Raw genomic sequence first — 13309 nt, forward strand, 5'->3', positions numbered from 1 at the left:
TCTGCACCGCGCGGGTGGCCGGGATCAGCCCGCGTCGCGCATTGCCTTCGTCACGTGCGACCACTTCTCGCGCATCGCCGGGTCGTCGAAATGGTCCGCCGCCGTGTAGGACGTGATCCGCACGTTCGGTGCGACGTCGCGGTAGGTCTCGACCAGCTTCGGCCCGAGATCGTTCCAGCTCGCCTCGACCACGTAGTGCGAGAGCACGTCGTCGGACATCAGGGCCTGCATGCCTGCAATGTCGCCCTTCCTCTGGAGGGCGCTCAGCTCCTGTCCCATGCCCTCGTAGCCGTGGTGCTCCATGATCGACTCGTAGCCCGGCGTCGAGCCGTAGAACGCGCACATCATGCGCGCGTGGTTGCGGGTCTTCTCGAGCTCTTCGTCCGTGTCGCCGACGGCGGTCATCACCGGGATCGAGAACGTGATCTCGTCGAGAGAGCGTCCGCTCCGCGCGCAGCCTTCCTCGATCGCGGTCCGCTGGGCCTCCTTCACGAACGACGGCGAGTGGAAGGGGTGGACGTGGATCCCGTCGGCGACCTCGCCCACGAGCCGGCTCATGTAGGGGCGGACGGCGGAGACGTAGATCGGCGGGGCGGGGACCTCGATCGGGCCCGGGCTCCACATGTCGGGCAGGAGCGAGAGGTTGTAGTACTCGCCCTCGTAGGAGAGCTTCTCTTCCTTGTTGAAGGCGCGGAAGATCGCCTTGACGCTTTCGACGTACTCCTTGAGGCGCGGTCCGGGGGGCGAGAACTCGGTGCTGTAGCGGCGCTCGATGTGTGCCTTGACCTGGGAGCCGAGGCCGAGGATGAAACGTCCGCCGGTCGACGCCGCGAGCTCCCAGGCGATCCCGGCGGTCACCATGGGGCTGCGCGGAAAGGCGACGGCGATGCCCGTGCCGATGATGAGGGACTCGGTCGAGAGGGCCGAGGCGGTGGCGGCGAGATAGGCGGAGCGACCGCCGTCGGTCCACCAGATCGCCCCGAAGCCCGCTTCCTCGACGTGTCGGGCGTGGGCGTAGCTGTCCTGGATCTTGCCCGGGTGGGCGATGATGTCGAGTTCCATCGGGTCGGATTCTCCTGCGACGCGGGTGGGTCGCGCCGATTCGGGTCGCCTAGCTGTGGGACCTACGCGGCTCGTTGACGGTATTCCCTGAGTCGCTGCATGGGCGTCTTCTTGCCGAGCGAGCGATGGGGTCGCTGGTGATTGTAGTGCTTGACCCAGGGTCGCAAGCTCTCGGCTCGCATCGCTGAGCTGCGGAACACGTAGCGGTAGGCCCACCGGCGCTTCATCGTCTGGATGAAGCGCTCGGCCTTCCCATTCGTACGCGGCGTATAGGGCCGTGTGAAGCTCTGTCGGATGCCCACGCTCTGGCAGAGCGCCGTGAAGGCGTTCGAGCTGTAGCACTTGGCGTTGTCGCTCAGAACGCGCCGAGGCTCGATCCCGAGACTTTGGAACCACCTGATCGCTCGCTGGAAGAACAGCGTCGCGTACCTCGCGTTCTCCGATGGATGGATCTCCGCATAGGCCAGGCGCGTGTGGTCGTCGACGCAGACGAAGACGACTTCGTAGCCGATGCCTCGGTTCTTCCGCTTTCGGTTTCCGTGGATGGCGTGGCCTACGCCCTGGATCTTCGCGTAGCGCTTCGCATCGATGTGCAGAAGCCCGCCCGGCACGTCGTGCTCGTAGCGCTTCGGCGGATCGAGCGCCTCCTGAAGCCGCCAGATCTTCCCGACGCCTTCCGCCTTCAAGCGCTTGGAGACGGTCGACACGGGGACACCGAGCTCCTGAGCGATCTCCCAGGCCGCTCGGCCGCGACGACGGAGCTTGACCATCCTCTGGACGAGCTTGGCGGGTGTCTTCGAGGGCTGTCGCTTCGCCGTAGACGGGCGGTCTTGGAGTCCCTCGTTTCCGTGTTCCTTGAAGCGGTTCAGCCACTTGTAGGCGGTCTGGCGGCTCACGCCTCCGGCGCGAGCCGCCTTGGCCACGGGCCAGTTCAGCTCGAGAACACGTCGGACGAGCAGACGACGGGACTTCGGGGTCAGCTTCGCGTTAGGATGCAACTGCACCTGAGATCTCCTTCTGTCGGAGTTGGAGTTGTGGTGAACCCCATTTCCGCAGTGGATTTCTCAGGTGTCAACAACCCGCTTGGGTCCCTCACCTAGCGCCCTTCCGGGTGCGCGGGCTCCATCGGGAAGTGGTTGAAGAGCACGTTGTAGGCGTGCCAGGTGTTCCAGTGTTCGGTCAGGTACTTGATGCGCCCTTCGTCGTCGAAGCGGAAGACGAAGCAGTAGACGTTCGTGTAGTCCCGTCCGCCGTGGGTCTTTGCGCGCATCGTGTGTTGCCGCACGACGTAGTCCCCGTCGGCGAGCACCACCTCGTCCTCGTTCCGGATCGTCGAGACGTCGTAGGCGTCCACGCCCCGGTTCGTCTTCTTCTCCGAAGGGCCGGAGGTGGCACCGGTCAGGATGCCGTGAATGGCGGCGCGCCCCTTGTGCTCCGTCTCGCCGCCTTCGCCCACGAAAGGCAGCCCGTTCCACCAGACCGCGTCCTCGGTGAAGAGCAGGGACTTGTCCTCGGGATTGGTCGTATCGAAGAGTCGGGCGACGACCCCCATGTTGCGCTCTTCTTCCGGCGTGTAGCGAGGCATGCCTGCATCCTCAGGATCTCGCGAGACAGGAGCGTCTCGGGAGGCCGATCGTACCGAATGTGTCGACGGCGACCGCGGGCGGCGACTGGCGCCTCGCGTCGGACCGGCTAGGACCGCTGCGCGTCGGTGAAGGCGATCCTTCGCGACCTCGACGTTGCCGGTTTGACGCGGCCTGGCGGATCGTCGAGAGTCGTGGGGCGGCGATCGTCTGATCCGCGACGCCAGGAGGCCGTTCATGATCTTCGACATCGATTCGCACTTCGAGCCCGGCAACGATTGGCTCGAGCCCTATCCGGCGCTCCGGGCGAAGCTCCCGAAATTCCATCCCGCGATCACCGCCGTCGAAGGGATCGCGGGCGACCTGCTTCGGATGGTGCCCGAGTCGGAGCGGCCGCCGATGGACGAGCTCGTGCCGCCGGGGCTCGCGATCCTCTTCGGCGAGGAGAAGGCGGGCGAGGCCGAACGTCGTGCGGAGTTCGAGGGCAAGAACCAGCGGGAGGTCGCGGACGCGGCGGCCCGCGTGAAGTGGATGGACGAGCAGGGCATCGACGTCCAGAACGTGATCTGTCTCGCGGGCTACGGCTTCGAACTCGCGATCGGGGACCAGGATCTGCCGCTCCTCCAGGAGATCACCGCCACCTGCAACGACTGGCTCGCGACGACCTGCGAGCAGGCGGGGGGGCGTCTGCTCCCCGTGACGGGACTCGTCTACCACGACCTCGACTGGGCGATCGCAGAGCTGACGAAGATGCGTGAGCGTGGCAGTCGGATCTTCCTGATTCCCGGCTACCCGGTCGGCGGCTATCCGCCGTGTCACCCCCACTGGGACCGGCTCTGGTCCGCGGCCACGGATCTCGGGATGACGCCGATGCTCCACGTCGGCCTCGAGCGGATGGACTTCGATCCCGGCTGGGCGAACCTGGGCACCGACACGACGAAGCTCCGCTACTTCTCTTCGAGCTTCGGGCACGTCGGCGCCCAGATGCTCGTGAACGCGTTCATCTTCAACGGGGTCTTCGAGCGACACCCGAAGCTGACGGTGCTCCTCGCGGAGCTCGGGACGGGCTGGCTGCCCTACATCTACCGCGACATCGACGGCCGGATCGAAGCGTCGAGCGATCTCTTCCTCGGCAAGTACGACCTGCCCCTCAAGCCGAGCGAGTACCTCGCGCGGAACGTGAAGGGGACGCCGCTCTCCTGGAGCCGGGACCAGCCGGTGCGCCAGACGATGGCGGACCTGCCCGACGAGATGCTCGTCTTCTCGTCGGACTTCCCCCACTTCGAGGGCTTCAGCGATCCCATGGGCTACTACCGCGAGCAGCTCGCGCCCCTCGACGAGCGCACGCGAGAGCGCTTCTTCGGCGGTACGATGCTCGACGTCTACGCGCGCATGGGCGACCCGATCACGCGCCCGGCCTGAACGTCGCCCGCAGGCGAAGGACAGCTCGCCGAGCGCCCGCAGGCGACGGACAGCTCGCCGAGCGCCCGCAGGCGACGGATCAGTCGTTCGGGACCTGGAACGCCTGCTGGTAGCGCGCGAAGCGCGGGCGCAGGGTCGCGGGCGGAGCGCCCAGGTCGTCGTGTGCGTACGCGTGCGCGCCATGCTTCTCTCGCGGATTCGCGTCGAGGGCCGACTGGAGCGCCGTCGCCGTCCCCTCCGTGAAGCGCCGGTCGAAGACGGCGTAGAGGCCGCGTGCGGTCTCGATCGGAGCGTGCAGGAAATCGCGGAAATGGCTGTGGTGGACCCGGTCCGCCGGCAGCGTGCCCTGCGCCGTCCAGTCGACGAGGCGTTCGAACGTCTTCTCGTACCGCCGAAGGTGGCTCGCCGCGATCGAGCCGGGATCGACGTGGTCGCTGTGGGCCCAGCGGAGGTTGGCGATCAGGCTCGTGAGGGAAGCGAGGAGAGTGAGCGGATCGCGATGGGTGACGGCGACCCGGGCATCGGGATAGGTCTCGAAGAGCGTCGGGAGCGCGTGGAGATGGACCGGCGACTTGAGCACCCAGTCGGTCGGGCCGTGCCCGCGTTGGAGGACCTGGAGGACGAGTCGGTGCATCCGATAGGCGTCGCGCATGTCCTCGGCCTCGAGGAAGCGTTCGAACGTGGGGACGTGGAAGCGGGCGGTCAGCTCCTCGGACTGGAACGCGAAGGTCTGGGCCGACAGGCATTCCTTCGGCTTTCGCCCCCCGTACTCGTGGGCCTGGAGGAGGCCGGACACGACGGTCTGTGGGCGGACGAGCTCACGGTCGGCGAGGGCGATCCGGGGATCGCGGGCGAAGCGTTCGGGATCCGGAGACGGAGGCGGGACCGGGCGAAGCAGCTCCCAGGCCTCGGGGACGCGGTGGCGCGGATCGGCGGCGAGCAGGGCGAAGAGGATCGTCGTGCCGGTTCGTGGCGCCCCTGCGACGAAGAGGGGCGCCCGGATGCGTTCCTCCTGGACCCCGGGATCGGCGCGCAGGGTGTCCATCAGCTGGAGCCGGACTTCGAGCACGCGCAGCAGGAAGCGCCGCGTCATCCAACGCCCGAGCACGTTCAGTCGGGCCTCGTTCGCCAGCGCCTCGAGGAAACGGTCGAGCCGGTCGAAGGCCGGACCGCTCGGAAAGTCCGGGTGGCCGAAGGCTTCGTCCGAGGCGGCGCCGGTCGCGAAGACCCGTCCCTGGCCGGCCGCGGCCTCGCCGACGAGACGCTCGCGCGTGAGCGGGAGCGCCGCCTCCTCGGCGATCGGCGCGATTTCGCCTGCGTTCGCCGCGCGGACCCAGTCCGGTCGTTCGGGCGGTGTCCAGGGCACGGCTCAGGTCCGGAAGCGCCAGGCGAGGTGGCGTTTGCGCGCGCGCACGTCCTCGCGTCGCGCGGCGGCGTCGACCGTCGGCGTGTCGGGCGGCAGGCTCTCGCGCACGTCCGCGAGCCGCACGACGCGACTCGAAGGCGTCGGGTCGCTCTCGGGCCAGAACCATCGGAAGGTCAGGAGCCCGTCCCGGTGGCCCGCGGTGTCGAGCCAGTTCGGGACGCCCGGATCTGCGTGGGCGAGGACGAAGCGGATCCGTCCGTCGCTGCTCGGGATCGCCTGGTGTTGGTTGATCGAGGTGATGCGATGGATCGGGTCGACCTGCTCGAACCAGCCCATCGTGGCGAGCTGGAGCCCCCAGTAGCGCGCGCGGGGCTCGTCGGTCTCGATCACGAGGGCTTCGCCGGGGGCGAGATCCCAGAAGAGGAACGCGTAGCGGGCGTCGGAGAGGCCCTTCGCGACCGTCTGCTGGGGCGCGAAGACGTTGTCCGTGGCCTTGGCGCGGTGGTCCTTCAGGTAATCGTTCCAGCCGAAGACGCTCGACTCGACCTGCTCGAGGGCGTGGTCCAGCTGATGGGCGAGGGTCTCGGCGCACGGCATGGGCGCCGGGACGTCGTCGAGGCACTCGATCGTGAACGTGGCGGGCTCGCGCTCCTGCCAGTCGACGTAGTACTCGCGGAGCGAGAGGGTCGTCACGCCTTCCGGGATCGGGAAGAAGTCGGGGTCGGAGCCGTCGCCGCCGACGAGGATCTCGAAGTCGTCGCCCGACTCGATGCCTCGCTCGACCGAGGTGATCGACGCCTTCGTGCCCCACTCCTTCATGTGCATGAAGCCCACGCGGAAGGTGATCACGAAGTGCTCGCAGCTGTTCATGCGACCGGCGATCCGGTAGCGCCGGGCCGGGTCGATCCGCGCGTGGTGGTATGCGTTGTCCTGGTTCGGGCCGCCCCACTGGGTGACGAGATCGTTGCTGCGGTGGAAGAAGGGCGTGTCGGGATCACCGTGCGGGATCGCCCAGCCGAGCCAGCAGGAGACCTGGTCGGCGAGATGGGCGATCCCCTCGGTCCGGTCGCGGGGATCGTTCGGGAAGTCGTCCTCGAGGATCCGCTCGCCGAGCGCCTCGATGCGCTGGCAGAAGCGCTTCCAGGCTTCGACTTCCGGGGATCGGGAGGGGTCGGGATCGGGCACGGAGACTCCAGGGGGCGTACGAGCGCCGGCTAGGCGCGCATGATCCCGCCGCCGTCGACCATGAAGGTCTGGCCGGTCATGTACTGGCTCGCGTCGGACAGGAGGAAGGCGACCACGGGCGCGATGTCGTCCTCGGGGTCGCCGTCCCGGCCGAGCGGGTGGTCCGCATACATCTCGGCGAAGGCCTTTGCTCGTTCGCTGTTCTCTTCCATGACCGGCATGCGGTGGGCAACGCTCGCGGGGCAGACGCAGTTCACGGTGATCCCGAAGCCGCCCCATTCCCGGGCGGCGGTCCGGGTCAACGAGCGGACGGCTTCCTTGGCGGCGGAGTAGGGGCCGTAGCCGGGGACGCCGGTGTTCCCCATCGACGAGCCGAAGGTCACGATCCGACCGCGGCCGGCCTCGCGCATGGTGGGGAGAACCGCCTGCATCAGGAAGAGCGTCCCCTTCGGCCCCGTCTCCAGGACGAGGTCGAAGTCGGATTCGGTCACGTCCTCGAGGTTCGTGACCGGGCGAAAAGACTGGGCGTTCGCGACCAGGCCGTCGATCGTTCCGAAGGCGTCGAGGGTCGCTTCGACGACGGCCGCGCTCGAGGTGGCCTCGCCCACGTTCGCCTGCATCGTCCGGTGGGGCACTCCGGCTTCGGAGAGCTCCTTCGCGACGGCGTCGAGGCGTTCGGGCTTGCGCCCGGTCACCATCAGCTGGCACCCGGCGCGGGCGAGGACGCGCACGATGCCGAGCCCGATGCCGCGGGTGCCGCCGGTCACGATGACCGTCTGGCCGGAGAGATTCGCCCTGACTTCCTGGTTCACGTCCATCGCGACACGATAGCGACCCGTCGGCGGGGGCCAGCCGACGTCTCGCGCGAGGGAGGATCAGTCGGGCGCGTCCGCGACGCGAGCCAGCGCCGTCGTCGTGATGCGGCGCTCGCGCCCCCGATCTCGAAGGACGATCCGGAGCATCCGATCCTCTGGCGTGCCGACCCAGGTGGCGTCGCTCTCGACCGGACCGACGGACGCCGAAGCCAGGTAGCGGAGGTCGAGCTCGCTCACGACCTGCGGGCGACCGAGGGCGGCCTCCGCGCAGGCGACTGCCCCGCACTCGACGGCGAGGGCGACGAGCGCGCCCTGCATCACGCCTTCCGGGTTCAGCAGCGCCGGGCCGAGGGGAACGCGGATCCGCCCCCGGCTCGCATCGACCGTGTCGACGCCCACCTCGTCGGCCAGAGGACGCGTGAGCGGATGACTCGGGAGAGGCGTAGGCGTCGCGAGGCTCGCCGGGTCGGGGGCGTCCGAGGGATCCCGAGCGATGCGCGAAAAGGTGGTCTCACCGTAGGCCCAGGGGAGCCCCTCGGCCTCGAGGGTGACGGCCGTCGTCACGAGGCGTCGCCCGCTGCGCAGGCGTTCGCCGCGGGCCTCGATCCGCGAAGGCACGCCGGGGCGGGCGATGCGAAGGGAGAGGTCGCTGGTGAACGTCGCGTCGACGCCGGCGACCGCGCGGGTGCAGACGCCGCCGAGGATGTCGACCGCCGAAGCGACGACGGTCGCCCGGAGTGCGCCGGCGGCGCAGACTTGCGGATAGGGCGTGATGGACAGGGATTGCGCGGCCAGGTCGAGGTCGCCGAAGCCATAGCGAGTGAAGAAGGGCTGCGACTCGCTCATCACGGGTCAGTCGAGGCCCATGCAGTTCGCGTAGTAGGTCACCGCGGCGGGCCAGTCCGAGAAGATCGCACTCACGCCGACCTCGGTATGGAGCGCGTGGATCACGCGATAGACGTCGCCGTCGTTGCGGAGCGCGGGGAGCACCGGTCCCAGATAGAAATCGCGCTCCCGGCCTTCGATCGTGCCGTCGCGGATGCGCCCCGACCGCTCGAGCGTCCAGGCGACGAGCTCGAGGCCGGCGGCGCGCGCGCGCTTCGCGAAGTCGCTGGCGACGAGTCGTCCCGCCTCGTCCAGCGCGAGCAGCATCGCCGTCGGTGGCGCAAGGGTCCGGAAGCCCTGGGCGTGGAGCGCGGCGAGGGCCTCGTCGTCGAGGGCCACGTGCTCGTCCGTGGCTCCGACGAGCCAGACCGCCTGCGCTCCGAATTCGGGGGCGGTCCGGATCCAGTGACGGATCACCTCGGGGTCGAAGCTCTGCATGCGAACTCGCGATGCGGGCACGTTCGCGGCGCGGTAATCCTCGACGAGCCGATCGGCGAAATCCGTGAGGGTGTAGTCGCCCTCGAAGGGCATGTCCGCCTTCGGGTGCTTCAACTCCGGCGTCATGTCGAGTCCGAGCGCGTCGGCGAGGGCGATGCTCTCCGCGTGGGAGAGGACGCCTTCGCCCGTCGTGTAGAGATCGGTTCTCATGGCCGGGGTCGCCGCGGCGAAGTCTTCCGGGCGGGTCGCGCGCCAGTCGGCGGCGTCCATCTTCGCTTCGAGCGTCCGGAGCTCCGCGAAGGTGTAGTCGTGGGTGCAGCAGGTCGCCCGGGCCGGGTCTTCGCCGATCGCAGGCTCGAAGGGGACGCGACAGCGATCCGCGAGGGGCGTCGCCAGGAGGTTCGTCGTCGTTGCGAGGTCACATTGGGAATGGCGACAGACGAGGACCCGGTCCTTCGTGAAAGTCACGTCGCATTCCAGCTTGCCGGCGCCGAGCACCGCTGCGGCGCGATAGGAGGCGCGAGTGTGTTCGGGGAATTGGAGCGGAGCTCCGCGGTGGCCGATCGAGAAACGGCTCGGACGAAAGGGGCCGCTCCGACAGGCCTCGAGCTGGTCCCGGAGCGGGCCCGGCTCGAGCAGGTCGAGCAGGTAGAAGGGGCGGGGGCCGAGCTGGACGGCCCCCTGGCTCGCTTCGACGCGACGCGTCCCGGACGTGGCGCAACCGGAGAGGAGGGCCGCGAGCGCGGCGGTGAGCGCGAGACCGCGGAGACACCGCGTGATTCTCGCACGAGGACGCGTCACCAATCGATTCTCCTTCGATCTGCCGGCGACCCGACGAGGGGGAGGACGGCGTTCCCGAGCCGTCGGGATTCCGTATGCTCGGGCTTCGCGAATCTAGCGCGTCCGGAGTCCCCGGACGGCTCGAGCCGCAGGCAAGGGAACCCCTCATGAAGCTCGGTTGCGCCATCGAATACGCGGGACGGACCGTCGAAGTCCCGGTCGAGAAGATCAAGTGGCTCGAGTCGCTCGGCTATGACTCGGTGTGGACGGCGGAGGCCTACGGCTCCGACGCGATCACGCCCCTCGCCTACATCGCCGCGCATACCGAACGCATCCGGCTCGGGACGGGCGTGATCCAGGTGGGCGCGCGGACGCCGACGATGACGGCGATGCAGCTGGCGACGGTCGATCAGATGGCCGGCGGCGGTCGCGTGATCGGGGGGCTCGGGCTCTCGGGACCGCAGATCGTCGAGGGCTGGTACGGCACGCCCTGGGGCAAACCGAAGGATCGGCTGCGCGACTACGTGACGATCATCAACAAGATCTATGCGCGGGAGGGCTACCTCGAGCACGACGGGCCGGAGATCCGGTTGCCCTACGACGGCCCTGGATCGTCGGGGCTGGGCAAGCCGCTCAAGTCGATGCTCCACTTCCCGCAGAAGCCGAAGATCTGGCTCGGGACCGGCGCGCCGGCGATGGTCAAGATGACGGCGGAGATCGCCGACGGATGGCTCGCTTTCGGCATGCGCCGGGGCAACGTCGACACGTTCAAGGCCTGCTTCGAAGAAGGCTTCGCCCGCGCGGGCAACGGCAAGGGCTACGACGACTTCGAGATCCAGGGCGGCATCTCGGTCACGATCACCGACGACATCAAGGGCGCCGTCCAGGCCAACAAGCCCTTCATCGCGCTCTACGTGGGCGGCATGGGGCACCCGACGCTCAACTTCCACCACAAGCGGATGCACCGTGAAGGGTGGGGCGAGGCCGCCGACCGGATCCTCGAGCTCTTCCAGGCGGGCAAGCGCGAAGAGGCGATCGAAGCGGTACCCGACGAGTACGTCGACGAAGGCGCGCTGATCGGCAACGTCGACCGGATCAAGTCGCGCTGGCGCGACCTCTGGGAAGACATGCCCTACACGGGCGTCACGGTTCGTACCCAGCAGGACGAGGCGTACGAGCTGATGGCGGATCTCGTCGGCGCGCGGGACCAGGCCTAGCGCCGCGCGCCCCGACGGAGCGGGGCGCGGGCACGTGCCCGCCCGCACGTTTCGGGGGCGGGACGCCCGGTCGCGTTCTGATCCACGATTCTGCGGGACCTCGGCGGCCTTCGGGATCACCCATGGAACGGAGACGCCACGCGGCCCTTCCGGGTGTCGCGTGGTTCGCCGGAGACCCCACACGCCCTGCGGCGCTGCCGCATGTGGGGGCTCGGCGCGCTCGGACGGAATCGGTTTCGGGGAGCGGATCGCGCTCGTGGAAGCTCGCATGCGGTTGCGGCTGGTCCCGCTTCCCGCTGGCCCCTCGGCCGGTGATCCGATCCCGTCGGGCGCGTTCTCTCCGGTCGGATGGCCTGGGTCCGGCCGGAGGGCGGAGGTCTTCGTCCGTGCGGCGATCAAGTCCCGCCGGCGCGCAGGCTCGCCAGGGGGACCACCTCGCAGCGGGGTTGCTGGATGTCGCCTTCGGGGAGGAGGAATCGCCAGTAGAGCGTGCCGGCCGGGTGCCCTTCGGTGTCGATCCAGTTGGGCACGCCCGGATCCTCGTGGGCGACGACGAACCGGAACCGACCTTCATCGTCGGCCTGCATCTGTTTCCGGTTCAGCGAGCACGACCGATAGCGGTAGTCCGGGGCCTGCTGGAAACGATTCCAGAACATCACGTTCGCGTAGACGCACTCGGGCCAGCGCCCCTCGACGACGAGGGCGTCGTCCGGGCCCAGGACCACGAGACCGGCGCAGTAGGCGTTGTCGACCGCGCCCGCGCCACCCCCCTCGCTCGGGATCCATTTCATCGGTTTCGGAAGCGTGTTCGGGACGAGCGAGAACCATTCGGGCTGCTGGCTCGGATCCGGATTCGCCGGGCGTGCGAGCGTCTGCCCATGGACGAAGTTCATGGCGGCGGCGAGCTTGTCCGCGAGTCGCTCGGGGCCGAGGGGACGCGGGAATCCGGGTTCGTCGAGACACTCGATCTCGAGCTCGACCCGCTTCGCGGGATCCGCCATTCCGCAGCGCTCGTCCTCCCAGTAGTGGCGGGAGATCACGCAGTTCGGCTTGCCCGGCTGCATGTGGAGCGCGCCGGGGGTCTCGGTCGGGAGGAGGTCGATCTCGAAGCTTCCGTCCTCGGCGATGGGGAACTCCGTGTGGTTGAGGGCGGAGATCACGCCATCGTTCCAGTCGCCTTCTGCCTTGCCCGTGTAGACCGTGAAGCTGAGGTACACCTCGTCCTGCATGCGACCACGGATGCGGTAGCGCCGGCTCGGATCGAGCGGCGCACAGTGGGCTGGATTGTCCGCTCCTTCTCCACCCCACTTGAGCACCGGACTCGCGAGTGGCGCGAAGCGAGGTCGCGACGCATCGTTGTCGACCCAGACGTCGAGGGCCGCCTTCACGAGGTGGAGCAGCATGTGCTCCCCCTCGGCGACGTCGGAGGCCGAGGCGACTCGGCGCTCCTCCGAGAGGAAGTCGCGGTCGACTTCCTCGATCAGCGAGAGGAAGGCGCGGAGCGCCTCCCGGCTGGCCACGCTCTGTTCGGAGGACTGCGACATGGGCCGTTCAGTCGTTCGGCAGGTCGTAGCTCGGCGTGCGCTTCTCGAAGTTCGCCTTCACCGATTCGATCTGATTGGGCGAGCCGACGAGCTGACCCTGGAGATGCGCTTCGAGCTCGAGGCCGGTCCGGTCGTCCGCGCGCCAGGTCTCTTCGAGCAGCCGCTTGCCGCGACGGATCGCGTCCGGCGACTTGGTGGCGATCTCGGCGGCGAGCTCGAGGGCATCGTCGAGGGGGCGTTCGGAGACGTGGGTCGCGAGGCCGAGCTCCTTGGCGGCAGGGCCGTCGAGGATCCGGCCGGTCCAGGTCAACTCCTTGGCCACGTCGAGGGACACGACTTCGCGCAGGGTCTGCGAGATGCCCACGTCGGGAATCAGTCCCCACTTGATCTCGAGGATCGAGAAGCGCACGTCCGGGGCGACGAAGCGGATGTCCGCCCCGAGCGCGATCTGGGCCCCGGCGCCGTAGGCCACGCCGTGGATCGCGCCGATCACCGGCATCGGCAGTCGCTTCCAGATGATCGCCGCACGCTGGAACGCATTCTCCGGACGTCCCCCTCCGTCACTCTTCAGGCTGCCGCCCGCACCGGGCGCGTCCGCGTCACGGCTGACCATCCCCTGCATCGACTCCATGTCGAGGCCAGCGGAGAAGGCGCGGCCGTTGCCCGAGAGCACGACGGCGCGGACCTCGCGGTTGTCTTCGAGGGAAGCCCCCGCCTCGTAGATCGCCTTCCACATGGCCGGGTTGACTGCGTTCATCTTCTCGGGGCGATTCAGGCGGACGTCGGCGACGTGGTCCTTGATGTCGATCGTGACGAGGTCGGACATGGGCGTTCCTTTCGGCGGGCCGAGCGGGCGGGCGGGGCCCGCGCATTATAGGCAGGCCGTCCCGGGCGGAATCGAACCCTGGGTCGGGCCCTGGCGGGCGGGCTCGCGGCCGGAGGCGGGTCAGGCCGCGGCCTGCTCCGTGGGTCAGGCTTTGGCCTGCGCCGTGGGTCAGGCTTCGGCCTGCGC

Annotated in this window: 12 protein-coding genes; 2 read left to right on the forward strand and 10 right to left on the reverse strand. The window is 68.8% G+C overall.

Features of this window, described 5'->3' with window-relative positions; genetic code table 11:
• Positions 1–24: 24 nt before the first annotated feature.
• The 3 genes from NXI30_11250 to NXI30_11260 form a co-directional block, all read right to left on the reverse strand.
• Positions 25–1062 (reverse strand): TIGR03617 family F420-dependent LLM class oxidoreductase, encoded by a 1038-nt coding sequence (locus NXI30_11250; protein ID MCR9094783.1) that lies wholly within the window; start codon positions 1060–1062, stop codon positions 25–27.
• Between the two features lie 62 nt (positions 1063–1124).
• Entirely contained in the window at positions 1125–2066 is a 942-nt protein-coding gene (locus NXI30_11255; protein ID MCR9094784.1) for an IS481 family transposase, read from the reverse strand.
• A gap of 92 nt (positions 2067–2158) precedes the next feature.
• Positions 2159–2647, reverse strand: coding sequence for a nuclear transport factor 2 family protein (locus NXI30_11260; GenBank protein ID MCR9094785.1), 489 nt, complete (start codon positions 2645–2647; stop codon positions 2159–2161).
• A 235-nt stretch (positions 2648–2882) separates the two neighbouring features.
• Here NXI30_11260 and NXI30_11265 point away from each other — a divergent pair, with 235 nt between their 5' ends.
• Entirely contained in the window at positions 2883–4067 is a 1185-nt protein-coding gene (locus tag NXI30_11265) for an amidohydrolase (GenBank protein ID MCR9094786.1), read from the forward strand.
• Between the two features lie 79 nt (positions 4068–4146).
• On the opposite strand, the gene NXI30_11270 is transcribed toward NXI30_11265, so the two are convergent.
• Genes NXI30_11270 through NXI30_11290 form a run of 5 tightly spaced genes read right to left on the reverse strand, consistent with a single transcriptional unit; the run spans position 4147 to position 9557 of the window.
• Positions 4147–5433, reverse strand: coding sequence for a sulfotransferase (locus NXI30_11270; GenBank protein ID MCR9094787.1), 1287 nt, complete (start codon positions 5431–5433; stop codon positions 4147–4149).
• A gap of 3 nt (positions 5434–5436) precedes the next feature.
• Positions 5437–6618, reverse strand: a complete 1182-nt coding sequence (locus NXI30_11275; protein ID MCR9094788.1) for a hypothetical protein — start codon at positions 6616–6618, stop codon at positions 5437–5439.
• A gap of 29 nt (positions 6619–6647) precedes the next feature.
• Positions 6648–7436, reverse strand: coding sequence for an SDR family oxidoreductase (locus NXI30_11280; GenBank protein ID MCR9094789.1), 789 nt, complete (start codon positions 7434–7436; stop codon positions 6648–6650).
• Positions 7437–7493: 57 nt separating this feature from the next.
• Entirely contained in the window at positions 7494–8279 is a 786-nt protein-coding gene (locus NXI30_11285) for a hypothetical protein (GenBank protein ID MCR9094790.1), read from the reverse strand.
• Between the two features lie 6 nt (positions 8280–8285).
• On the reverse strand, positions 8286–9557 hold the full coding sequence (locus tag NXI30_11290) for a glycerophosphodiester phosphodiesterase (GenBank protein MCR9094791.1): 1272 nt from the start codon (positions 9555–9557) through the stop codon (positions 8286–8288).
• A gap of 146 nt (positions 9558–9703) precedes the next feature.
• Between NXI30_11290 and NXI30_11295 the strand changes: the two genes are divergently transcribed.
• Complete coding sequence (locus tag NXI30_11295; GenBank protein MCR9094792.1) at positions 9704–10753, forward strand: LLM class F420-dependent oxidoreductase; 1050 nt, start codon at positions 9704–9706, stop codon at positions 10751–10753.
• Positions 10754–11148: 395 nt separating this feature from the next.
• Here NXI30_11295 and NXI30_11300 read toward each other — a convergent pair whose 3' ends face one another.
• Positions 11149–12297, reverse strand: a complete 1149-nt coding sequence (locus NXI30_11300; GenBank protein ID MCR9094793.1) for a hypothetical protein — start codon at positions 12295–12297, stop codon at positions 11149–11151.
• Between the two features lie 7 nt (positions 12298–12304).
• Positions 12305–13123, reverse strand: coding sequence for a crotonase/enoyl-CoA hydratase family protein (locus NXI30_11305; protein MCR9094794.1), 819 nt, complete (start codon positions 13121–13123; stop codon positions 12305–12307).
• Positions 13124–13309: the final 186 nt, after the last annotated feature.

It is taken from the genome of bacterium (assembly GCA_024742285.1).
In the GTDB taxonomy this organism is placed as follows: Bacteria; Myxococcota_A; UBA9160; order UBA9160; family UBA4427; genus UBA4427.

Bases quoted from the DNA above. Each gene is read 5' to 3' on its own strand.
- NXI30_11265 (MCR9094786.1), top strand. From the start codon at position 2,883: ATGATCTTCGACATCGATTCGCACTTCGAGCCCGGCAACGATTGGCTC.
- NXI30_11285 (MCR9094790.1), bottom strand. From the start codon at position 8,279: ATGAGCGAGTCGCAGCCCTTCTTCACTCGCTATGGCTTCGGCGACCTC.
- NXI30_11300 (MCR9094793.1), bottom strand. From the start codon at position 12,297: ATGTCGCAGTCCTCCGAACAGAGCGTGGCCAGCCGGGAGGCGCTCCGC.
- NXI30_11250 (MCR9094783.1), bottom strand. From the start codon at position 1,062: ATGGAACTCGACATCATCGCCCACCCGGGCAAGATCCAGGACAGCTAC.
- NXI30_11305 (MCR9094794.1), bottom strand. From the start codon at position 13,123: ATGTCCGACCTCGTCACGATCGACATCAAGGACCACGTCGCCGACGTC.
- NXI30_11260 (MCR9094785.1), bottom strand. From the start codon at position 2,647: ATGCCTCGCTACACGCCGGAAGAAGAGCGCAACATGGGGGTCGTCGCC.
- NXI30_11295 (MCR9094792.1), top strand. From the start codon at position 9,704: ATGAAGCTCGGTTGCGCCATCGAATACGCGGGACGGACCGTCGAAGTC.
- NXI30_11280 (MCR9094789.1), bottom strand. From the start codon at position 7,436: ATGGACGTGAACCAGGAAGTCAGGGCGAATCTCTCCGGCCAGACGGTC.